General features: G+C 69.2%; 15 protein-coding genes and 1 pseudogene. 9 read left to right on the top strand and 7 right to left on the bottom strand.

All coding sequences use genetic code 11. The features are described 5' to 3' along the window. The first annotated feature begins 138 nt into the window (after window positions 1–138). The 5 genes from ACIQ6S_RS01480 (at window position 139) to ACIQ6S_RS01460 (ending at window position 10,782) form a co-directional block, all read left to right on the top strand. On the top strand, window positions 139–1,125 hold the full coding sequence (locus tag ACIQ6S_RS01480) for a LysR family transcriptional regulator (protein WP_397606795.1): 987 nt from the start codon (window positions 139–141) through the stop codon (window positions 1,123–1,125). A gap of 69 nt (window positions 1,126–1,194) precedes the next feature. Beyond that, the gene (locus tag ACIQ6S_RS01475) at window positions 1,195–7,287 is read left to right on the top strand and encodes a hypothetical protein (protein WP_397606794.1); all 6,093 of its coding nucleotides are present in this window, start codon (window positions 1,195–1,197) and stop codon (window positions 7,285–7,287) included. Between the two features lie 104 nt (window positions 7,288–7,391). After that, entirely contained in the window at window positions 7,392–8,543 is a 1,152-nt protein-coding gene (locus ACIQ6S_RS01470; protein ID WP_397606793.1) for a pyridoxal phosphate-dependent aminotransferase, read from the top strand. A gap of 10 nt (window positions 8,544–8,553) precedes the next feature. Next, entirely contained in the window at window positions 8,554–9,414 is an 861-nt protein-coding gene (locus tag ACIQ6S_RS01465; RefSeq protein ID WP_397606792.1) for an amidohydrolase, read from the top strand. A gap of 84 nt (window positions 9,415–9,498) precedes the next feature. Further along, entirely contained in the window at window positions 9,499–10,782 is a 1,284-nt protein-coding gene (locus ACIQ6S_RS01460; protein WP_397606791.1) for an alpha/beta hydrolase, read from the top strand. Between the two features lie 27 nt (window positions 10,783–10,809). Here the strand turns inward: ACIQ6S_RS01460 and ACIQ6S_RS01455 are convergent, their stop codons facing one another. The 7 genes and pseudogenes from ACIQ6S_RS01455 to ACIQ6S_RS01425 form a co-directional block, all read right to left on the bottom strand. Beyond that, window positions 10,810–11,580 carry a class I SAM-dependent methyltransferase gene (locus tag ACIQ6S_RS01455; protein WP_397606790.1) on the bottom strand — a complete coding sequence of 257 codons (771 nt, stop codon included), beginning with the start codon at window positions 11,578–11,580 and terminating at the stop codon, window positions 10,810–10,812. A 24-nt stretch (window positions 11,581–11,604) separates the two neighbouring features. Continuing rightward, window positions 11,605–13,269, bottom strand: a complete 1,665-nt coding sequence (gene rluB, locus ACIQ6S_RS01450) for a 23S rRNA pseudouridine(2605) synthase RluB (RefSeq protein ID WP_397606789.1) — start codon at window positions 13,267–13,269, stop codon at window positions 11,605–11,607. A 35-nt stretch (window positions 13,270–13,304) separates the two neighbouring features. Next, a pseudogene (scpB, locus tag ACIQ6S_RS01445) lies at window positions 13,305–14,060 on the bottom strand (SMC-Scp complex subunit ScpB); the annotation flags it as partial. Window positions 14,061–14,083: 23 nt separating this feature from the next. Next, window positions 14,084–14,986 (bottom strand): segregation and condensation protein A, encoded by a 903-nt coding sequence (locus ACIQ6S_RS01440; protein WP_397606890.1) that lies wholly within the window; start codon window positions 14,984–14,986, stop codon window positions 14,084–14,086. Between the two features lie 168 nt (window positions 14,987–15,154). Then, window positions 15,155–15,814, bottom strand: coding sequence for an L-threonylcarbamoyladenylate synthase (locus ACIQ6S_RS01435; RefSeq protein WP_397572582.1), 660 nt, complete (start codon window positions 15,812–15,814; stop codon window positions 15,155–15,157). Further along, the gene (locus ACIQ6S_RS01430; RefSeq protein ID WP_397606788.1) at window positions 15,811–16,641 is read right to left on the bottom strand and encodes a substrate-binding periplasmic protein; all 831 of its coding nucleotides are present in this window, start codon (window positions 16,639–16,641) and stop codon (window positions 15,811–15,813) included. Before ACIQ6S_RS01430 ends, ACIQ6S_RS01435 begins: the two co-directional genes overlap by 4 nt. Window positions 16,642–16,654: 13 nt before the next feature. Next, window positions 16,655–17,830, bottom strand: a complete 1,176-nt coding sequence (locus ACIQ6S_RS01425) for a CsgG/HfaB family protein (RefSeq protein WP_397606787.1) — start codon at window positions 17,828–17,830, stop codon at window positions 16,655–16,657. Window positions 17,831–17,935: 105 nt separating this feature from the next. Between ACIQ6S_RS01425 and ACIQ6S_RS01420 the strand changes: the two genes are divergently transcribed. The 4 genes from ACIQ6S_RS01420 to zipA all read left to right on the top strand — a co-directional run bounded on the left by ACIQ6S_RS01420 (window position 17,936) and on the right by zipA (window position 23,013). Further along, window positions 17,936–18,259 (top strand): YciI family protein, encoded by a 324-nt coding sequence (locus tag ACIQ6S_RS01420; protein ID WP_397606786.1) that lies wholly within the window; start codon window positions 17,936–17,938, stop codon window positions 18,257–18,259. Next, window positions 18,256–18,564 carry a BolA family protein gene (locus ACIQ6S_RS01415; RefSeq protein ID WP_397572578.1) on the top strand — a complete coding sequence of 103 codons (309 nt, stop codon included), beginning with the start codon at window positions 18,256–18,258 and terminating at the stop codon, window positions 18,562–18,564. The genes ACIQ6S_RS01420 and ACIQ6S_RS01415 overlap by 4 nt, the downstream gene beginning before the upstream one ends. Before the next feature lie 132 nt (window positions 18,565–18,696). Continuing rightward, window positions 18,697–22,206 (top strand): chromosome segregation protein SMC, encoded by a 3,510-nt coding sequence (gene smc / locus ACIQ6S_RS01410; protein ID WP_397606785.1) that lies wholly within the window; start codon window positions 18,697–18,699, stop codon window positions 22,204–22,206. A gap of 60 nt (window positions 22,207–22,266) precedes the next feature. Then, on the top strand, window positions 22,267–23,013 hold the full coding sequence (zipA, locus tag ACIQ6S_RS01405) for a cell division protein ZipA (RefSeq protein ID WP_397606889.1): 747 nt from the start codon (window positions 22,267–22,269) through the stop codon (window positions 23,011–23,013). Window positions 23,014–23,038: the final 25 nt, after the last annotated feature.

Raw genomic sequence — 23,038 nt, 5'->3', positions numbered from 1 at the left:
ATGCCGCTCGGCGCGGTGCATATACCTTGCGGTTATCAGTAGGGACTGGACGTCTCGGAATATTTATCGTTTCATCGCGATGAATGGATGGACTTCCGGCGCGACCACGCCGCCGGCCCCTGCCACGGCTTCGCTCCCATGACCCTCACCCAGCTCCGCTACCTCATCGCCATCGTCGACGCCGGCCTGAACATCACCACGGCCGCGGACAGGGTGCATGCCACCCAACCCGGCATCTCCAAACAGCTCAAGCAGCTGGAGGACGAGCTCGGCTTTCTGCTGTTCCAGCGCAAGGGCCGCAGCCTCGAATCGATCACCGAAGCCGGGCAGGTCGTCTTGGCGCACGCGCGTCGCGCCGTCGCCGAGGCCGCGAACATCCGCGCCTTCGCCGCCAACCAGCGCGGCGAAGCGGCCGGAACGCTGCACATCGCCACCACCCACACGCAGGCCCGCTTTGTGCTGCCGGCTGCGATTGGCGCGCTGAATCGCGAGTACCCGCAGGTGGGCGTGCAGCTGCAGTCGCTGGCCGACAACGACGTGCTGCCGCATCTCGCGAAGGGCAATGCCGACATCGCCATTGTCAGCAGCGTCGGCAGCGTTCCGGCCGGTGGGTATGCCATCCCGCTGTATCGTTGGCGCCGCATCGTCGTCGTGCCGAAGGAGCATGCGCTGGCCAAGCTCGGCCGCGCGCCGACGCTCGAGGACCTCGCCGCGCATCCGCTCGTCAGCTACCACAGCACCAGCCAGCCCGAGAGCTCACTGCGCCGCGCCTTCAGCGATGTCGGCCTGAGCCCCACGGTGGCGATGACCGCGCACGACGCGGACCTGATCAAGACCTATGTGCGCGCCGGACTGGGCGTGGGCATCCTCGCCGAGATGGCGGTGAGCTCGGTCTTCGACAGCGATCTCGCCGTGCTGCCTGCGCCGGAGGTGTTGCCCGAATGCACGGCCTGGGCCGTGGTGCCCAAGGAGCGCGTGCTGCGACGCTACGCCTTCGACCTGTTCCGCCACGTGGCCCCGCAGTTGGACCGCCACGACCTGCAGCGCGTGCTGGGCGGGCACCAGGAATCCGTGTGGCCGACGCCGCCGAGCTGGGTGGAGTTGAGCCAAGCGATCACGAACTGAGCGGGGTGGCTCGGTTGAGCGTCTGTTAAAGTCACGGGTTGATTCCCCCCCCCTGTAATCGAGGATTCGATGTTCGACAAGGACGTTCACCGCGCTCCGCGGTGGCTCGCTTTCGCCGCGCTGTTCGCTGTGCTGTTCGTCAACGTCGCCACGGCGGCGGTGGAACCCGCGATCCCCGGCCTCGACTGGCAGCGGCGTGCATCGGGCGAGATCGACAGTCTGGTGACGCACACAGCCGCTGGGAACGGGCAGGTGTTCATCGCCGGCTGGTTTACCGGCGTCAAGGACGAGGCCGCTCTCGGCATCGCGCATTGGAACGGCAGCCGCTGGCGGGGCCTCGGCCACGCGGTTGGTGCGCAACTCTCGATCACTGCGATGGCTTGGGATGGCTCCCGTGGCCGGCTTTACGTCGCTGGCACCTTTACCGAGATTGGTGGCGTTCGCGCCAACGGTTTGGCGATGTGGGACGGGACCCGCTGGTCTGCACTTCGCGCGACCGGTACGCCGGACGGCTACGTTTCGCCACCCGGCATCCGCTCGCTCGCCGTGGATCCGGCCACGGGCCATCTTTACGCTGGAGGGGCGTTCGACGCCATCGAAGGCAGGGCGTTGAATGGCGTCGGCCGCTGGGATGGCACGCGCTGGCAGTCGCTCGGCGCTGGCCTCGACGGGAATGGTTACGCGCAGTCGTTGGCGTGGTCGCCGTCGAACGGACGCCTCTATGTGTCCGGCGCGTTTGATCGGGTCGATGGCGGTATTCCCGCGGAAGGATTCGCCTACTGGAACGGCACGGCGTGGACGGGCGTGGCTTCCGCGGAGTTCGATCTCGCGCCGGGCCACGTCGCCGTCCACCCCGTCAGCGGTCGCGTTTACCTCAACGCCACGAGCACGCGGGAAGGGGACTTCGATCGTTTGGCCGTGATCCAGTGGGACGGTACGACGTGGTCCACCGTCGGCGATGGACGCTCCAGCGCCAACGGGTGGGAGAGCGGTGGCGAACTGGCCATCGATCCGGTGCATGGCCGCCTGTACGCCCTGATCAACGTCGACACGCAGTACACCGCGCTTCATGTCTGGAACGGGGCGTCTTGGCAGGTGCTCGCAGGCAGTTCGGAGGACTTTGTCGCTTCGGTGACCTGGGATGCCACGCAGGGCCGACTTGTCGTCGGTGGCATGTTCCGGGAGATCGGCGGGATCACGGCGAACAATGTCGCGGCCTTGGCCGGTGGCAACTGGTCCGCCTTCGATCCCGGCACGTCGGGCCGTGTCAACGAAGTGGTGCGTGACCCGGACACCGGGGATCTCTACGTCGGTGGCGACTTCACTGCGATCGATGGGGTGGCCGCCGCGCGCGTGGCGCGTTGGGACGGTGCCCGCTGGGTGGCCCTCGGTGCTGGCGTCGGCGTCGTGCGGGACGACTCCGTGACCGCACTGGCGTGGGATCGATCGACCCGTCGCCTGTATGCCGCCGGCAGGTTTGCCGTCGCCGGGGGCGTCGCGGCCGCTAACATCGCTGTTTGGGACGGCGCTCGCTGGCAGCCGCTGGGCTCAGGCTTGCGCGCGGATGATTCCCTCTCCGTGAGCAAACTCTTACTGGATCCGGCGCGTGGCCGTCTGTTCGCCATGGGCGAGTTCGACGATGCGGGCGATGCCGGCGTGAGCAACATCGCCATGTGGGATGGCACGCGCTGGAATCGACTTCAGTCCGGATTGAGCGGCCCGGTGGGACACGCCTCGCTTCGGGACGCGGACGGCGCGCTGTTCGTGACTGGCGCTTTTTCCACAGCGGGTGGTGTCAGCAGCCCGGGTATTGCCCTCTGGGACGGTGCGGCTTGGCAGGCGATGGAGCGATCTCCGGGCGGTCTCACTGCGACGGCCTGGGATACGGAGACCGGCACGCTGCTTGGCACCCAGTACGCCAACGAGTTCAGCTTCGGCCAGCCCGCGACGCCCCTGTTCCGCTGGAGCCCGGCGACGCGGACATGGTCACCCTTGGGGAAGGACGTCTTTGGTAGCCCGAACGGCGTGATGCCCCTGCCGGGTGGGGGCGCCCTGCTTGTCGGCGCCTTGCGCGCGCCGTATGGCGAACAGCGCTTCGATGGCGCCCGGCTGTGGGACGGTTGCACCCTGCGCCCGCTCGTTGCGGCCACCGGCAGTCAAATCTACGGCGCCACTTGGGACACCTCGTCGCGGACCCTCGTTGCCGTGGGACGGCCGGTGGGCCTTGATCGTGCGCCAATGCGCGTGGGAAGCCTCGCCTTGCCAGTCAACACCGAGCCGTCGCTGAGCCGCGAGGCGACGGACGTCATCGCGGCGGTTGAGGATGCTCCTGCCGTGGTGCTGGCGCCGGGTGCGCTGCTGTGTGACCTCGAAGGTGACCGGCCGTCTCGCGTCGACGTGCGGATCCTCGATGCCGTCGCGGGTGAAGGCCTCGAGATCACTCCGGGCGGGGCCATCGGCGACATCGGAGCCAGCTTCAATGCGGCGTCGGCGACCCTGTCGTTGCGGTCGCCGTCCGGAACCGCGACCCTCGCCCATTGGCGCGAGGCGATTCGCCGTGTGGGCTACAGCAACCGAGCCGAGGTGGCCGCAGCGCTCGACCGCACTGTGCGTTTCGAAGCCGTTGACGGCGACGTGAAGTCCACGCCGATGGACATCCCGCTCCGTGTTCAGCCGTTCAACGATCCGCCCGTGCCCTCGGGGCCGGACGCGCTGCAGGCAACTGAAGACGTGGAATTGAGCCTGCAGGGCTTCGACTTTTTCGACGCCGACAGCCGCGGCACGATCTATGTGGCTTTTGCCGTCGACCGCGGTTCCCTTAAGGTCAGCCCCTCGGGCTGGTCGTCGCGGGAAGCCAGTCTGGCCGGCTCCGTGGCCGAGGTCCGTGCCGCTTTGGCCGCCGGCCGCGTTCTTTTCCGCACCGAGCCCAACGACACGCGTGACGTCACGCTCACGTTCACGGTCCGCGACCAAGGGGGGCCTGGCGATTCGGCGTCAGGCGCGCTGACCCGCACGATCCGCATCACGCCTGTCGACGATGCGCCGACGATCTATGCGAACCCGCGCTCCGCCTACTACACCGAAGGCGATGCGCCGCAGCGCCTGGGCATCGATGCCAGGGTCGACGACGTCGACAGTGACATCGCCATCTGCGCGGCCGTGATTTCGGGTGGCGGCAACCCCGCTACCGATCGCCTCGGTTCGGACGCGCCCAACGCGCGCTGGAACGCAGTCGCCATGCGTCTCGATTTGGCCCCGGTGGGCGGCACGCTCACGCCTGCCCAGTGCAGCAGTGCCCTCGCCACGGTGTCCTTCTTCACCGAAGGGCCGTTGGTGCGTGGCGGAACGCGCAATCTCGGCGCCATTGCCGGTGCCCCGGGCGCGACGGCAACGGCACAGGTGGGATCGATTTTCGTTGTCGAGAGGGACGACCCGCCGACGATTTCCCCGATGCAGCTTGTGATCGAGGGCGTCGAGGACCAGCCGCTGCTCATCCCGGCCTTCACCGTCGACGAGCCAGACTCTGCCCGGATTGGTTTGCGACTCGAGGTCACCGGCGGCGCATGGTCGGTGTCGGGCGATACCAGCGGACTGACCATCTCCCCGTCGAGCGGCTGGATTTCCGTCGAAGGCGAGGCCGCGCGGGTCGTCGCGCTCGCGGCGCGGCCGGCGTTCACCTACACCCCGAGTGCTGACGCGAATGGCGACGTGGCCTTGCGTGTGAACGTCGGCACCTCGATGGGCGCCGGCACCGCGGCGACGTCCGCACAGTGGACCCTTCGCCTCGCGCCGGTCCCCGATCCCCCTCAGTTCGACGCGGTGCCCCGGATCAGCGGTGTGCCGCGGCCGCGCGAGGTACTGACGCTCCAGGCCTACGGCGCCCGCGACCCGGACGGCGACGCCGTGACAGTAAACCGTGAGTGGTTGCGCGACGGCATCCCCATCCCCGGTGCGACGGGCGAGACCTACCAGGTCGCGGATGCCGATGTCGGCCGTCGGATCAGCGCGCGCATCACCGCCAGCGATGGCAACCTGCAGGTGGTGGCGTTCGCCGACCCGCTGGTGATCGTCGACATCAACGTCATCGTGGCGAGGCCCGACCGGCTCTGGGTGGCCGAGAACGGTCCAGCGACGACCATGGCCGTCGTAGCTAACGACGTCTATTCTTCGGCCGCGCTTGCCGGCGGTCGTTTGGTGATTGTTTCCAGCCCGTCGCCGGGTACGGCGTCCATCGTGGCGGGGCCGCTTCCTGGCCCCGCCGACGACCTCATCCGTTACGTGCCTGCGGCGTCGTGGAGCGGCATCGATCGGCTGCGCTACCAGCTCTGCGAAGGCGGGGCGGCGCCGCGCTGCAGCGCGGCGGAAATGCAGATCACGGTGTCCCCGTCGATCGGCGGTGGCGTGGGGCCGATCCGCCTCGAGGTGCCGACGGGCAGCGGGTTCCGCGACCTGCAGGGCATCGGACTGCGTCCGCTGAGCAATGTCCTGTTCAACGCCAGCGCCTTGCATGCGCCCTCGGGATGGTCGCTGGTCACGAACCTCGATACGACGCCGGAGTCCCCGTGGGACCGCTCGTTCGAAGGGACGTCGTTCCAGATGCGTCGCATCGCGGCGTCCGCCACCCCCGTGGAACGGCATCTCGTGGTCGAGGCCGCGGGTTTGGCCGGTGACGTCGACCTATACGTCGGTATCGACGGCAACGGCGACGGCCAGCCTTCCGTGCTGGAGGTCGAATGCGCGGCCAGCAGTGGCGTTGGCGAGCGCTGCGACGTTCCCCTGACGCCGACGGCCAACCTGCCTCTCGACTACTGGGTCGTGGTTCACAACCGTGCCGGCGTGCGGCAGACGATCGGGGTGTCTTCCGCCGAAATTCCGCTGTCGGTTGGCGATGGTTCCCTCGTCGCGACCGCGCCTGGCAATGCACCTGCCGGGGCGTCGACGCCGGTCCGCCTGCAATGGAACGACCCGACCCTGCTGGCGACCGAGCGACGTTGGGGGGCCATTCGGATGATCGTGGACGGTGTGGTCCAGGCCGTGGTGCCCGTCGAGGTGAAGCGCACGGCCGCGGAATCGACGGCTGTCGCGCTGCAGGATGGTGTCGCTCGCACCTTCAGGATGCGTCAGGGTGAAACGCTGGACCACGCGTTCATCGACGTGCCGGCGGGTGCGACCGAACTCCGGATCACCACGCAGTCCGCCGCCGGCATCGCGCTGTCGGCCGTTCGCGCTCCGGCCGCGGCCAGCAGCGCGGCGCAGCCGTTGGTGCCTCGCGCGCCGTCCACGACGCCGGAAGGCCGCTCGGACGTCTTCGGTGGCAACGAGTCGGTGGTGATCGCCAACCCGGCGCCCGGCCGCTGGTATGCGGTGGTCGCGAACCCCGGTTCGGGCGCCGTCGCGCTTTCCTTGCGCGCCACCGTGGTCGGAACCGCCCCGCGCGTGCGGCCGGGGGGCTACTACAACCCGGGTCGCAGCGGCTCGGGACTGTTCGTGTATCCGGCCGGCGCGGCTTGGGCGGGTCTCTGGTACACGTATCTGCAGGATGGCACGCCAACCTGGTACTACCTGCAGGAAGCGGCGCCTGGAGCGAACGGCATCTGGCGTGGCGTGGTCTACCGGAGTGCCTGGTTCGGGACGAGGAACCAGCTGACCGCCATTGGCCACGCGACGATCACGCCGACATCGACCAGTGCCTTCACCCTCAGCTACACCCTGGACGGGGAAGTGGGCAGCGAGGCCTACGAGAACTTCGGCGGCGGGTGTCCGACGTTCGCGGGCGCGACGCTTAACGCGAGCGGGCACTGGTTCGATCCGGCGAGGTCGGGCAGTGGCTACAGCGTCCAGTTGTTCCCGAACTACGAGTTCTACACGGTGTTCGGTTATGACGCCCGCGGCGTGCCCCGTTACCTCATCGCCGAACGCAGCGGCATCGGCGCAGCCACGCAGACGCTCAACCTGGAGCAGAACACCGGTGCATGCCCGCTCTGCGTGCGGACGGGTGATCCGGTGCGTTCGCGCATCGGAACCTTCACCCGCACCTTCGCTTCCGGGACGCTGCAAGGCATCCAGCTCAGCGGCACCTACACGGCGGGCGTGCCGGGCACGTGGGCGGCGAGCGATGTGGTGACGCCGCTTGGCAGCCTGCAAGGTTGCCCGGTGAATTGAGGATCGCCCTTGCCGAGGGATCGGCCTGGGCCGGTCGTCTCGGCGCCGAGCGTTTATCATTCCGGGCCGGCTGATTGCCGGCCCTTTCATTTCAAGGCGTTGCGATGCGGATCGACACCAAGCTGCCGAAGGTCGGCACCACCATTTTCACCGTGATGAGCGTGCTCGCTGCCGAGCACGGCGCGGTCAACCTCGGTCAGGGTTTCCCGGACTTCGAAGTGCCGGTGCCGCTTCGCGACGCGCTCGCCCGGGCCATGGCCGAAGGGAAGAACCAGTACGCGCACATGGCCGGCGTGCCGCCGCTGCGGAAGGCGATCGCCGACAAGACCCTGCGCTGCTACGGGCATCGCCCGGACCCGGAAACGGAGATCACCGTGACCTCCGGCGCCAGCGAAGCGATCTTCGACGCGATCGCGGCCGTCGTTCGCCCCGGCGAGGAAGTCATCGTCCTCGACCCCTGCTACGACTGCTACGAGCCCGCCATCGACCTCGCCGGTGGCCGTGCGGTGCACGTGCCGCTGGATCCGGCCACCTTCGGCGTGGACTGGGCCGCCGTGCGCGCCGCCGTGACCCCGAGGACGCGGCTGTTCATGTTCAACACGCCGCACAACCCGTCGGGTGCGATGTTCGACGCGGGCGACATCGCCGAGCTGAAGCGTTTCGTCGCCGATTTCCCGCACGTGCTGCTGTTGTCGGACGAGGTCTACGAACACATCGTGTTCGACGGCCGTATCCACGAGAGCGTGCTGCGCTACCCGGAATTGGCCGCGCGCGCCTTCGTCATCAGCAGCTTCGGAAAGACCTACCACTGCACCGGATGGAAGGTGGGCTACTGCGTCGCGCCGCCCGCGCTGACCGCCGAATTCCGCAAGGTCCACCAGTACAATACCTTCTGCACCTTCGCCCCGGCGCAGTGGGCCTTCGCCGAGATGATCGAGCAGCACCCCGAGCACTACGAGGAACTCGGCGCCTTCTACCAGGCCAAGCGCGACCGCTTCGCTGCTCAGCTCGCCACGACGAAGCTCAAGGCGTTGCCGGTGCCGGGTGGCTACTTCCAGCTGGTGGATTACTCGGCGGTGAGCGATCTCGACGATCTCGCGTTCTGCCGCTGGTTGACCATCGAGAAGGGCGTTGCTGCGATTCCGTTGTCGCCGTTCTACGAGACGTCGCCGACCGGGCAGCGCCTTGCGCGCCTGTGCTTCGCCAAGAACGAGGCCACGCTGGATGCCGCCATCGAGCGGTTGGCCAAGCTCTGAGGCCGCGGCGATGAGTGATGCCTCGTCCTCGAACGGCCCCGACCGCGACCTCCGCATCGCCCTCGTGCAGGGCGACACCCGCTGGCACGACCCGGCGGGCAACCGCGCCTACTACGGCGGCTTGATCGCGCCGCTGGCCGGCCGCACCGATCTCGTGGTGTTGCCGGAGACGTTCACCTCCGGCTTCAGCAACGAAGCGCTCGCCAGCGCCGAAGACATGCAGGGGCCGACGGTCGCGTGGATCAAGGAGCAGGCGAGGGCGCTCGACGCCGCCGTCTGCGGCAGCGTGCAATTGCGTATTGAAGGCGCGCAGGCCGAATCGGAAGGCATCGCGCCGGGCGTCTACAACCGCCTGCTGTTCGCCACGCCCGACGGCGCGCTCGTGCACTACGACAAGCGCCACCTGTTCCGCATGGCCAAGGAGCACGAGCGCTATGCGGCCGGCGACCGGCGCGTGTTCGTCGATTGGCGGGGCTGGCGGATCTTCCTGCAGGTCTGCTACGACCTGCGCTTCCCGGTGTACATCCGCAACCGCTTCGACGCGACGCGCCCCGGTGCGTTCGATTACGACCTTGCATTGTTCGTCGCCAACTGGCCCGCCGCGCGCGCCTACCCGTGGAAGACGCTGCTTCGCGCCCGCGCCATCGAGAACCTCGCGGCCGTCATCGGCGTGAACCGCGTCGGCACCGACGGCAATGGCATCGCCTACAGCGGTGATTCGGCCGCGCTGGACCCGCTCGGCCAGCCGCTCGTCGAAGCGGATGCCGAGGTCCGCGTACTGGAAGCGACCTTCAGCGCCGAGCAGCTCCGGGGGCACCGCGAACGCTTCCCGGCGCAGCTGGATGCGGATGCCTTCGACCTGGGGCCATAGGACGGCCCTTGCCGTAGCGGCATGTCAACGCCATTTGCCCCGGCGCGTTTCTCCTGGATTGCCATCGCTTTCCGGAGCCCTGTGATGCGACCCTTCCTTGCGATCGTGGTGATGTTCGCCCTGACCGCTGGGCTTCTCCTTCCCGAGTCCGGCCGGGCGCAAGTCCGCCCGGCTTGGGTGACGCCGCCGGTCGCCTCGCCCCTGGTGGAGTACCGGCAATTCGACAGCGCCGTGGCCAGCGGTCCGATCAGCTACCACGTCTACTTACCCACGGCGTACGCGGCGCAACCGTGGCGCCGTTTCCCGGTGGTGTACTGGCTGCATGGGAGCGGGACGCCGACGGAGGGCATCCCCACGGTGGCGTCGCGTTTCCACGAGGCCATCGCCGAGGGACGGATTCCCCCCCTCATCGTGGTGTTTCCGAACGGCTTGCCCTACGGGATGTGGTGCGACGCGCGGAGTGGGCTCCAACCCGTGGAATCGGCGCTGGTCCACGAGCTGGTTCCCGTGGTGGACGGCACCTTCCGGACGCTTCCCGAGCGTCGTGGGCGCCTGCTCGACGGTTTCAGCATGGGCGGTTACGGCGCCGCTCGCTTGGGTCTCCGCTTTCAAGGCGTTTTCGCCGGCTTCTCGATGCTGGGTGCGGGGCCGCTCCAGCGCGATCTGCTCGAGGACCGGCCGGGCTTGCAACCGATCGAACTGCGCCGGCGCATCCTCGAAGAGGTGTATGGCGGCGATCCCGCGTACTTCGAGGCGCAGAGCCCGTCTACGCTCGCCGCGGCCAGCGTGGCGTCACTGGAGCGGCATCCACCACGCATCCGACAAGTGATCGGGACCCAGGATTTCACGCTGCAGGGCAACCGGGACTTCCACGCGCGCCTCACCCAGCTCGGTATCGCCCACGAGTACGTCGAAGTGCCCGGGGTCGGGCATGTGGTGCCGGGCTTGATGGAGGCGCTGGGCGATCGCTTCTGGGCCTACTACCGGGACGCCTTCCAGTCGCTCGATCCCCAAGGGTTCGCCAGCCACGACTACAGCGGCAACTGGTACGTGCCAGCGAACAGCGGCTGGGGGTTGGCCATCCAATCCTACGGGGGGCAGGTGCTGGTGCTCGGCTTCATCTTCGTGGATGGGCAGCCGACCTGGTTCTTCCTGCAGGAGCGTTGGTCGTCCCCGGACGTGCTGCAAGGCGCCGTCTGGCGCCGGACGAACCCGGGCGCGTGGGGCACGCCGCAATTCGTGCCGGAGGAGCAGCGTGATGCCACGATCGGCACTTTGCGGCTCGAATTCACGGCCCGCGACACGATGGAACTGTCGGGGACCGTCGCTGGGCGGCTGGTGCGGGCGAGCCTCGTCCGCCTGGAGTGACGCTAACCCGGCGCGCGTTGCGCCGCGCTACACCCACGCCGCCAACACCACCCGCTTGCCGTACTTCAGCTGCTCGTAGCCGTTCTCCGGCACGGGCAGCAGTTCGACCTTCGAGAAGCCCACCTTGCGCAGGATGAAGTGCATCGCCTCGAGGCTGGGGATCAGGCTGATGCCCAGCGTCGATGCTTCCGGGCCATGCGTTTCGTCGGTCTCGTCGACGATGACGAAGCTGCCCTCGATGGGCTTCACGAAACGGTAGCTGCCGTAGTCGACGACGCCGGTCTGGCCGGGGGCCACCTGTGTCTCGATCAGGCACAGGCGCTTGCACAGCGCCCGGGCTACTCGCAGCGCACCGACCGGGTTCTCGAGGTGGTAGAGCAGGCCGAAGCAGAGCACGAGGTCGTGCGTGCCGACGATCGCCGCCGACAGTCCATGGACATCGCCGCGCGAGAACGCAACGTGCTCCATTCCAGTAGCCGCAGCGATCAACCGCGCGTCCTCGACGTGCTGCTGCCGCGCGTCGATGCCGTGCACGGAGCCGAAGCCGAACTCGCGAAGCTTCAGCGAGAACCAGCCCTGGTGGCAGGCGAGGTCGATCGCACTCGCCCGCGACGCGCCCTCGGGGAACGCGCGCCGCAGGGCCTCGACCGCCATCGACCAACGCGTGTCATGGATGGCCAGGATGTCGGGTGCGTGGGCGCTGCCGGTCACCGCGCCCGAGGGCAGGGTGAACCGGTAGAACCAGTCCCGGGCGAGGACGTCGGCCTCGAGGCCGCGGGGGTCGGAGGCCGTCGTCATGGTCGGTCAGCGTGCCGGTGGGGTTCAGTCGATGTCGGGGGCGCCTTCGGGGAGGCGCGGTCCTTGGCCGCCGCGGCCGGGCTTGCGCTGCCCGCCACGCGGTGCGCCGCCGCCGGGACCACCCGGGCCGCGCGGGCCACCGCCGCCCGGACCTCGAGCGCCTTGGCCGCCGCCGCCGGGACCACGCGGGCCGCGGCCGGGGCCACCCTCACCGCGCGGGCCGCGGGCGGGACCACCCTCACCACGCGGGCCGCGGCCGGGGCCGCCGCCTTCGGGGCGTGGGCCGCGGGCGAAACCGCCGTCGCCGGCCGGCTTGCCGAACGGACGGTCACCGCGCGGCTTGCGCGGCGGGGCCACCTTCGAACCGGTCTCGACGCCTTCCGGCACGTACCAGCTGCGGAACGCGCCCGAGGCGCTGTCCACGCCGCCGGCCACGGCCTTCGGGCCGCGCGGCTTGCCGGCGTAGGGCTTGCTCTGGCTCGGCTTGGCTGGGCGGTCGCCCCAAGGCTTGCCGGCACCGGCTGCGCGCTCGCCGAAAGGCTTGGCGCCCGGGGCGCCGTCCTGCTTCTTACCGAACGGCTTCTTGCCGAAGGGCTTGCCGGCCGGCCGCGGGCCGCGGCTCTCGGCCGGGGCATCACTGCCCATCGGGCCGACGAAGGCCTTCGCGCCCTTCTTGCCGTACACCTTGCCGCCGGGCTTGCCGCGGCCCCGGGCCGGGCGCTCCTCGCGGATGTGGTCGAAGCGGCGCAGCTCGCGCTCTTCCTGGTCCAGCGCGCCGTTCACGTAGGACGGACCGCGCTGGTCGCGACGGACTTCGATGGCTTGCTTGCTGGCGCGGCGCTGGCCGATCACCGGCTGCAGCGTGAGCACGGCGTTCTGGTTCTCCAGCTTGAACTCGCGGCGCAGGGCCTCGACCTGGTCGGCCGACATTTCCGTGCTGTGGCCGCGCAGCAGTTCGCGCGGCAGCACGACGTTGCCGTAGCGCACGCGCTTCAGGCGACTGACCTGGAAGCCCTGGCTGTCCCACAGGCGGCGCACTTCGCGGTTGCGGCCTTCCTTGATGACCACGCGGAACCATGCGTGCGAATCACTGCTGCCGATGGCTTCGATCTCGTCGAACTTGGCCGGGCCGTCGTCCAGCTGGACGCCGCGCTTCAGGCGCTCGACGACCGCTTCCGGCACTTCGCCGTGGATGCGGCAGACGTACTCGCGCTCGACTTCGCTCGAGGGGTGCATCAGGGCATTGGCCAGCTCGCCGTCGGTGGTGAGCAGCAGCAGGCCGGTGGTGTTGATGTCGAGGCGGCCGACGGCGATCCAGCGGGCGCCCTTCAGGCGCGGCAGCGCTTCGAAGATCGTCGGGCGGCCTTCGGGGTCTTCGCGCGTCGTGACCTGGCCTTCGGGCTTGTTGTAGAGCAGCACGGCCGCGGGCTCGGTGAGCGCGGTGGCCATGAAGGTCTTGCCGTCGAGTTCGATGCGGTCGCCGCCCTTGACGATGCGGCCGAGCTCGGCGACCTCGCCGTTGACGCGGACTTCGCCGCGCGAGATGCGTTCTTCGAGCGAGCGGCGCGAGCCGAGGCCAGCCTGGGCCAGCACCTTGTGCAGGCGCTCTTCGATGGCGGGGGCGGCCGGGTCGGCCACGGAGGCCTCGCGCTTCAGCGAGAGGGTCTTGCGTTGGGTGTCTTTGCTCATCGGGCTCAAGGCGTGCGGTCGGAAACCGCGTCGTCGCTCTCGTCAGGGGTGGGGTCGGACGTCGTCACGACGTCATCGATGGCGCCCGCGTCATCAGCGACGGGGGCGGGGTATTCCGCGGATTCCGCCGCGTCGGGCATCGCGGCCGCGAGGGCCTGCACGGGCAGGGGATCCTCGAAGGGCAGCTGCGGTTCGAGTTCGCCGAGGTCGCGGATTTCCGACAGCGGCGGCAGTTCGTCCAGCGACTTCAGGTTGAAGTAGTCGAGGAAGAGCTTGGTGGTGCCGAACAGGGCCGGACGGCCCGGCACGTCACGGTGCCCGACCACGCGGATCCACTCGCGCTCCTCGAGCATCTTGATGATGTTGGCGTTCACCGCCACGCCGCGGATCGCCTCGATCTCGCCGCGGGTGATCGGCTGGCGGTAGGCGATCAGGGCCAGCGTTTCGAGCGTCGCGCGCGTGTAGCGCTGCGGGCGTTCGGCGAACATGCGCGCGACCCAGGGCTGCACGTCGCGCTGCACCTGGAAGCGGAAGCCCGAGGCCACTTCGACCAGCATCACGCCGCGGGAGGCGCAGGCGGCCTGCAAGGCCTCGATGGCCTGCTCGATGCTGCCGCGCGGCGCGGGCTGGTCTTCGGGGAACAGCGCGTAAAGCTGCGCAACCGTCATCGGGTGCGTCGCAGCCAGCACGGCGGCCTCGACGATGCGCTCGACGAGGCGGTTGTCCGACAGCGGCGCCTCTTTGGGCGGCGACTGCAGTTCGAATTCGACCGGAGTGTCTTCGGTGCTCATCGGGATCGTCATGGGTGGCGGGATCAGGCCGGTTCGAGGCCGCTGTCGCCGTCGGTGGGCAGGGCCGAGGGCGCTTCCGCGCCCGCGTCGCTGCGGGGTTCGTTGTCGTCGGAGCTGACGTCGTCGCCGTTGGCCGGTCCGCCGTCCTTGTCGAGGCGCTCGGACAGCGCCCGCACGTAGATGGCGGCGAGCGGGTCTTCCTGGACGATCTCGATCAGGCGCTCCTTGGCCAGTTCGAGGATCGCGAGGAAGTTCACCACCACGCCCAGCCGGCCTTCCTCGGCGACGAACAGGGTGCTGAACTCGGTGAACGTGGTGGCCGAGAGCCGGCCCAGCACCTCGCCCATCCGCTGGCGGACGCTGAGCGCCTCGCGCTTGATGGCGTGGTGGCTGAAGAGCTCGGCACGCTTCATCACGTCGCGCAGGGCCAGCAGCATCTCACGCAGGTCCACCGAGGGCGGTTCGACGCGGGTCTGCTTTTCGCCCGGGTCGGCGTGCACCACCACCGTGTCGCGCTCGAGGCGGGGCAGGGTGTCGATGTCCTCGGCGGCCTTCTTGAAGCGCTCGTACTCCTGAAGTCGGCGCACCAGCTCGGCGCGCGGATCCGATTCGACGCCTTCCTCGCTCGGCGGGCGCGGCAGCAGCATGCGCGACTTGATCTCGGCGAGGATCGCGGCCATCACCAGGTATTCGGCGGCGAGCTCGAAGCGCAGCTCCTGCATCACGTCGATGTAGCCGATGTACTGGCGGGTGATCTCGGCGACCGGGATGTCGAGGATGTCGAGGTTCTGGCGGCGGATCAGGTACAGCAGCAGGTCCAGCGGGCCCTCGAAGGCCTCGAGGATGACCTCGAGCGCGTCCGGCGGGATGTAGAGATCCTGAGGCATCTGCAGGATCGGCTGGCCGTGCACGATCGCCAGCGGCATTTCCTGCTGCTGGGGCGGCGTCGGGAAGACGCCCGCCGCGACAGTCGTCGCGTCGGCCAGCAGGTCTGCGCTGTGGCCCGGTTCCGGCGTGCCGGTCACGGGCGATGTGCTGCGGTGTGGACCACGGAGTCTCCGGGGTGCGGTAACGGCGTCCGGTACGACGTGGCCTCAGGCCAGGTCCACCGGTTGGAAGCCCTGACGCACCACGTCGGGAGCGGGCAGGGTGCAGTCGATGATGCTCGTGGGGCCGGGAGCGCAATGGCCCGCATCCAGCATCACGTCGACCGCGTGCAGCCACAGGTCGGCCACCTCGTCGGCCTCGTTGCCGAGGAAGGGCGCCTCGTCGGCGTCCATGTCGGGCGACCGCAGCGTGGTCGACAGCAGCACGTCGCCACAGGCCTCCAGCAGCGCTAGCGCGACCGGGTGCTCGGGGATACGAATGCCGATATCGCGCCGCTTGCTTCGGGCGCCCTGCTTCAAACGGTTCGGGAGCTGCCCGGAGGCCGGCAGGATGAACGTGACGGGTCCGGGGCTCAGGCGACGCAACAGGCGGAAGGCCGGGTCATCGAGCCGGGCAAAGCGGCTGGCGTCGCTGATCGAGCGGCAGAATAGGGTGAAGGGGTGCCGGCTGTCCAGTTGGCGGAGGCGTCGGGCGCGTTCCTCGGCCCCTGTCCCGTTCAGACTCCAGACCAGGGCATAGCCCGCATCCGTGGGGCACAGCGCCAGCCCGTCACGGTTGATCCGCTGTGCGGCGCGCTCCATTAGGCGGGTCTGGGGCGTCTCGGGATGGATCTCCAGACGGACCGAGTCACCCGCACTGATGCTCACGGCGTGGCGCCCATCGGGCCATAGGTCTGTTCCAGTGCGTTCTTCCCACTCCGCTCCGCTCGGACAAGCATTGCACGGTCGAAGTGCTCGGCCAGGGCGCGCCCGGTGGGGGTGTCGGGGAAGGCGATGAAGATGGGGTTCTCGACGCCGGCGTCGATCAATCGCACCGCGGGAAAGAAACCGCCGCGGTCGACTTCATGGCGAAGCACGTGGCCGTTGTCGAGCACGGTGTCGACCCTCTGGTCCACGAGTTTGCGGAGGTTCGTCCACGTCGGGCGATCGTTCGAGAGCGGTTCCAGCGTGGGCCCGTCGCGTCCCCCGGGGAACAGCGCGCCGTCCAGCGTCGGTCCGAAGCGGTACCCGTCGGCCAGACCGATCCGACGTTCGGCGAGAACCTCGACGCCGGTGAAGGTCCAAGGGTCGTCGGCACGAACCGCGAAGGCCGGGCGGTCGCTGGCGGCGGCGAGCGTCGGGTACACCAGCGCGGCCGATTCGCCCCGCACCGCGCCGAGCACGCCGTCGATGCGGCCGGTCTCGGCCTCACGGACGGCCCGCGCCCAGCTCATGCGGCGGATTTCCACCGGCCGGGCCGGGGATTCGAAGACCTCGCGGGCCAGTTCCACCAGATAGCCGGGACGCGTGGACTCGAAACAGACGTAGGGGCACCACTCGTCTGAGGCGAAGACCAGCGACCGGCCCTCCGGCAGAGTGCCGGCGGCAGTGTCTGTCGAGGGGGTGTCGCGCCCGAGAACGGGCGCGGCAAGAGCCATCAGCAGAACGGCGAGTCGGCCGAACGCCCCGCGGCGGGGTCGCGTGGTCACCTGCATTGACGGTCGCTGCTCAGCGTCGTGCCGCCCTCGGCTTCGAGGCGAGCTCATCGACCATCGCGCCGAATTCGATAGGCGACGGGGGCGCGAGCGACTTCACGCGGTCGCGGGCTTCCAGGCGGGCGCCGCCCTGGACGGTCGCGATGCTGAACTGCTCCTGCACCTGGGCCACCTGCACCTCGCCCACCGGCGTCTCGGTGGAACCGAGCGAGATCCCGGTGTCCGGGTCGATCAGCGCTTCGCCGGGACGGACCACGGCGAGGCGGTCGCCGGCGCTGACCACGCCGGCGCCAAGGTTGATGTAGGCCTGCATGCCCTCGACCTTGATGACGGAACCGGTGGCCGGCTGCGCACCGATCTGCTTGGCGAGTTCATAGACGGCCTCGTTGATCGAGGCGAGGACCGCCTGGCCGATCGGCGTCCGCGAGTACGCGCCGACGAAACCACCGAGCGCGCCGCTGCCGCCGATGCCGAGGCCGCCGAAATCGATACCCGATTCCTTGATCTCGCGCTCGATCTGTCGAGTGAAGACGACTTCGCTGGTCGTCGCGTTGATCAGGCGGATGTTCATGCCCAGCGAGGACGAGGACGAGTTGACGTTCACACCGCCGGCCAGGGCGCCGAGGCCGCCGAGGCGGCCTCCCAGCGCGTTGGCGATGCCGCCGACGTTCGTCGACTTGGCGTTGGTGCCCGGGTCGTAGGAGGTGATCACGGCTTCGACGAGGTACTCGGCGCCGAGGATCTGCCCCATGCCCGCCGCCGACGGCGTGGCGACGCGGCCGCTGGCGCCGAAGTCCTGCTCCTGCATCACGTTGCCGATGGCCTGGCGCTCGACGAGGCGGAAGCGACCGCTCTGGTTCAGTGCGTCGGTGATCATCGCCTCGATGCCATTGACCGGCACCGTCTGGAAGGCCCAGTCGACATTGGTCGAGCCGTACTGGTCGTTGGCGGTGTAGCTGGACACGCTGGAGGTGTTGTCGATCTTGCTCACCGCCACGCGCGCCTTGCGGCCGGCGTAGGGCGACCAGCGCATCTGCACGAGGCGCAGGGTGTTGACCGGCGTCAGGTCCTGCGGCAGGGCGATCTCGTTGCCTTCGGCGAGCGAGTAGGCGAGGGGCTCGGCGGCCACCGGCAGCGCGCTGGCGGCGGCAATGGCGAGGGCGGCGGTCAAGGCGCGGAACGGAAGCATGGCTTCTCCTGGGAAGCGGAAACGGGGGATTTCCATACGCATTCCGCCCGGGGCGGGCGGCGCGCTCGAGTCTAGCCCAAGGCTCCGCGCGGCTACACTGGGAGGATGACGAATCCGAATTCTCCGACCCGCTGGTACGTGATTCTCGGACACGATGCCGAAGGTGCCGGCCCGGCCCGCGCCGCGGCGCGACCGGCGCACCTCGCCCGGCTTGAGGCCCTGGCCGGAGCCGGCCGATTGAAGATCGCCGGCCCGCTGCCGCGCCAGGATGGCGTGCCGCCGGCCGAAGGCGGCGTCTCCGGAAGCCTGATCGTCGCCGCATTCGAAGACCTCGCCGGCGCGCAGGCATGGGCGGCCGACGATCCCTATGTCGCTGCCGGCGTCTATGCACGCGTCGACGTGCAGCCGTTTCTTCCGGTGCTGCCATGAGTGCCCCCGTCATCGAGGGCGGTCTCCCCCGGGAGGCCCGTGGCGCCGAGATCGAAGCGCGGTTGAGGACGGCCCTCCAGCCGCAGTCCCTGGAGGTGGTCGATGACAGCCACAAACACCGCGGCCATGCCGGCGCGGCTGATGGCCGCAGCCATTTCTCGGTTCGCGTCGTGGCGGAGGCCTTTGCCGGCCTCCGTCCGATCGCCCGCCATCGCCTCATCTACGAAGCGCTCGGGACCCTGATGGCGACCGACATCCATGCCTTGGCCATCGAGGCCCGCGCCCCGGGCGAGGCCGCCCCGTAGTCGTTACACTGGCAGGCCGCCCGGGGTGCATTTTCCTTGTAATCAAGGACTTGCATCGCCGAGCATCCCGAATTCAACGCTCCCGAAGCCGGTGCTTTCGCCCCCGCTTCGAGCCACCGGATCGCCCCGCGCATGCGTCTGTCCACCATCAAGCTCGCCGGCTTCAAGAGCTTCGTCGACCCGACCACCCTGCACCTGCCCACCAACATGACCGGCGTCGTCGGTCCGAACGGCTGCGGCAAGTCGAACATCATCGACGCCGTCCGCTGGGTCATGGGCGAAAGTTCCGCCAGCCGCTTGCGCGGTGATTCCTTCACCGACGTGATCTTCTCCGGCTCGTCGTCGCGCAAGCCGGTGTCGCAGGCCACGGTGGAGCTGGTGTTCGACAACAGCGACCAGGCCATCGGCGGCGAATTCGCGAAGTACAACGAGATCTCGGTGAAGCGCCTGGTCTCGCGCGACGGGCAGAGCAGCTATTTCCTCAACGGCGCGCGCTGCCGCCGCCGCGACATCACGGACCTGTTCCTCGGTACCGGCCTCGGCCCGCGCAGCTACTCGATCATCGAGCAGGGCATGATCTCGCAGGTCATCGATTCCAAGCCCGAAGAGCTGCGCCTGTTCCTCGAGGAAGCCGCCGGCATCTCCAAGTACAAGGAGCGCCGCAAGGAAACCGAAAGCCGCATCAAGGGCACGCGCGACAACCTCGACCGCCTGAACGACCTGCGCGAGGAGATCGACAAGCAGCTCGAGCACCTCAGGCGCCAGGCCCGTGCCGCCGAGCAGTACCAGGCCCTGCAGGCCGAACACCGCGAAAAGGACGCCCAGCTCAAGGCGCTCGAGTACCGTCGCCTGCAGGCCCAATCAGAAGCGCTGAATGCCTCGCTGTTGGACGACGAGACGAAGCTGCAGGAACTGCTCGCCGAGCAGCGCGCCGCGGAAGAGCAGGGCGAACTGACCCGTGAGCAGCACGCCGAGGCCAGTCAGCACCTTGGCCGCGCGCAGGCCGAGAGCTACCGAATCGGCGGCGAGATCGCACGCATCGAACAGCAGATCCAGCACCAGCGGGAACTGAAGCGGCGCATCGAGACCGCCCGCGCCGAAGCCGACGAGGCGCTGGCCGAGGTGATGCACCACATCGAGGCCGATGCCGCCCAGCTGATGCAGCTGGAAGAACAGGTGGCCGAAGCCGAACCGCGCCTCGAAACCCTGCGTGGCGGCGATGAAGATCGCCAGGACGCCCTGCGTGAGGCGGAAACCAAGCTCGCCGACTGGCAGCGCCGCTGGGACGACTACGCGCGTTCGTACGCCGAGTCCTCGCGTGCCGCCGAGGTGGAGCGCACCAAGATCGAATTCCTCGAACGCCAGTCGATGGAGGCCAACCGCCGCCGCGAGACGCTGGCCACCGAGCGCGCCGGCCTCGACCTCACCACGCTCAGCGAGGCGATGGAGACGCTGGCGCTGGAGCACGAAACCAAGCGCGCCGGCCTCGACGCGCTGGCCGAGATCCTCGATGCCAAGAAGGCCGTTCTGCTCGAGATCCAGGAGCAGCAGCGCCAGCAGCAGACCGAGTTGGCGGAAACCCGCAAGGCCACGCAGGCCGCCAAGGGGCGCATGGCCTCGCTCGAGGCCTTGCAGCACGCCGCGCTGGGACAGGAGAAGAGCGGCGCCCTCGAGTGGCTGAAGTCGCAGGGTCTGGCTGACCTGCCGCGTCTCGGCGAGGTGCTGACGGTCGAACCGGGCTGGGAAACCGCTGTCGAGACGGTGCTCGGCCACCTGCTCGAAGCGGTTGTCCACGACGACGCCGGCAGCGTGCGCGAAGCGGTTGCCCAGTTGGCGCAGGGCCGCGTGGCCCTCGTTGACGGTGCCACGGGCGGCATCGACGTGCCGGCGAGCAGCCTCGCCGCCAAGGTGCAAGGGCCGCGGGCCATCCGCGCGCTGCTCGCGCCCATCCATGCCGTCGAGGCGCTGGCCTCCGGCGAAGCCGAGGCGCACCGGGCTGGTCTGCGCACGGGCGAGGCCATCATCGATCGCACCGGCGTCTGGGAAGGCCCGGGCTGGCTGCGCTTCAACAAGAGCGGCGAGGCGCAGCAGGGCGCCTTGGCCCGCGAGCGCGAGATCAACGAACTCAAGCAGCAGATCGTGGCCCTCGCGGCGCGCGAGCAGGCGCTGGTCGAAGGCCAGCACGCCCACCGCGACGCCCTGCTGGTGGCCGAACAGGCCCGCGAAGACGCGCAGCGCACGCTGTACCTCGCGCATCGCAGCGTTTCCGAGATGGGCGGCCAGCTGCAGAGCCAGAAGGGTCGGCTGGAAACCGCGCAGGGCCGCATGGCCGCGTTGGATCGCGAGCTGGCGCAGATCGCCACGTCGATGGAATCGGCGCAGGTCGAAGTGCGCGAGGCCCGTGGGCGCCTCGAAGTCGCCACCGAGCGCATGGGCGACCTCGAGACGCAGCGAATGACGCTGGAGAACGAGCGCCGCCTCTTCACCGAGCAGCGCGAGATGGCGCGGATGTCGGCGCGCGAGGCCCGCGATTCGGCCCACCAGCTGGCGCTGGCGCTCGAGGCGCAGCGCACCCGCGTCAATGCACTCAACCAGTCGCTATCGCGCCTGCGCGGCCAGCAGGCCCAGCTCGCCAGCCGCCGCGACGAGCTCGCGGCCCAGCTTCAGGACGGCGACAGCCCGATCCACACGCTCGATGGCGAGCGCCAACTGCTGCTCGAGCAGCGCGTGATCGCCGAGAAAGACCTCGCGACAGCGCGCGCGAACCTGGACGGCATCGAGCAGGAACTGCGCGGATACGAACACAAGCGCCAGCAGCGCGACCAGGCCGCCATTGCGCAGCGCGAGCGCATCGCCCAGCGTCGGATGGAGGCGCAGGCGCTGGAGATCAAGGCGCAGCAGCAGGTGGAAGCGATCGCCACCGCCGGCCTCGAACTCGAGGCGGTCGTGGCCGGCTTGCCGGAGCAGGCGGACGCGGCCAACTGGTCGCGCAGCATCGGCGAGCTGGAAGGCAAGATGCGCCGGCTCGAGCCGGTCAACCTCGCGGCCATCCAGGAGTTCGCCGAGCAGAGCGAGCGCAAGGCCTATCTCGACACCCAGAACGCCGACCTCGTCGCCGCGCTGGAGCAGCTCGAGGACGCCATCCGCAAGATCGACCGCGAGACGCGCGGCCGATTCAAGGAAACCTTCGACCGCGTCAACGCCGGCGTGCAGGAGCTGTTCCCGCGCCTGTTCGGCGGCGGCCACGCCTACCTCGAGCTCACCGGCGAGGACCTGCTCGATACCGGCGTCGCGATCATGGCCCGTCCGCCGGGCAAGCGCGTCTCCAACATCACCTTGCTGTCGGGCGGCGAGAAGGCGCTGACGGCGGTCTCGCTGGTGTTCGCGATCTTCCGCCTGAACCCGGCGCCGTTCTGCCTGCTCGACGAAGTCGACGCACCGCTCGATGAAGCCAACGTCGGCCGCTTCTGCACGATGGTCAGCGAGATGAGCGAGAAGGTGCAGTTCCTCTTCGTCAGCCACAACAAGGCGACGATGGAGGCGGCCAAGCAGCTCGCCGGCGTCACCATGCGCGAGCCGGGCGTTTCTCGCCTCGTGTCCGTCGACCTCGCCGAGGCCACGCGCCTCGCCGGTGCGGCATAATCGCGCGGTCTCAACCACGCCAAGACCGCGTCTGGAGCCTGTTGGATGGAATTGTCCGGCCTGAGTGAAGCCAACATCCTGCGGATCGCCATCGGCGCCGCGGTGGTGGTGCTGATGGTGGTGATCTGGTTGACCGGCCGGAAGAAGCCCGAGCAGGGCGTGCGTCGCGACAGCGCCGACACTGAACGCCTTGCCGCGGCGTTCCCGAGTTTCGGCGCCGGCGGCCGCCGGGAGCCGACCTTGGGCGACGCGGTGGCCGAGACCGACAACGATGGCCCCGAACTCGATGCCGAGCGCGGCATCGCCGTGGACGATGCCGCCCCGGTTTCCCCCACGCGCTCCCAGCTCGGCGCGCGTCCTGACGCCAGCTTCGACCGCATCGTCACCCTTTACCTTGCGGCCCGCGCCGGCGAGGTGTTGCACGGCCCCGATATCGTCGTCGCCTGCGAGAAGGCCGGCCTGGCCTACGGCCACATGGGCATCTTCCATCGCCTCGACGACAACCACCCCGAGCGCGGCCCGATCTTCAGCCTCGCGAACCTGGTGAAGCCGGGTTCGTTCGACATGGCCCGCCTCGGCGAGATCCGCACGCCCGGCGTCAGCCTGTTCATGACCCTTCCGGGCCCGCTGAACGCCCTGGATGCCTGGGAAACCCTGCTGCCCGCCGCGCAGCGCATGGCCGAGCTGCTGGATGCCGTGCTGCTCGACGAGGAGCGCAACGCGCTCGGCCGCCAGCGCATCGCGCACCTGCGCGAGGAAATGCGCGCCTACGACCGCAAGCGCGACGCGCAGAACGTCCGCTTCTGAGTCCCAGGGCCGGCGCCCGTCGCCG

The organism is Silanimonas sp. (assembly GCF_044377035.1).
Lineage (GTDB): Bacteria > Pseudomonadota > Gammaproteobacteria > Xanthomonadales > Xanthomonadaceae > Silanimonas.
Note: the sequence above shows the minus strand (reverse complement) of the source record. Positions and strands in the feature narration are given on the sequence as shown.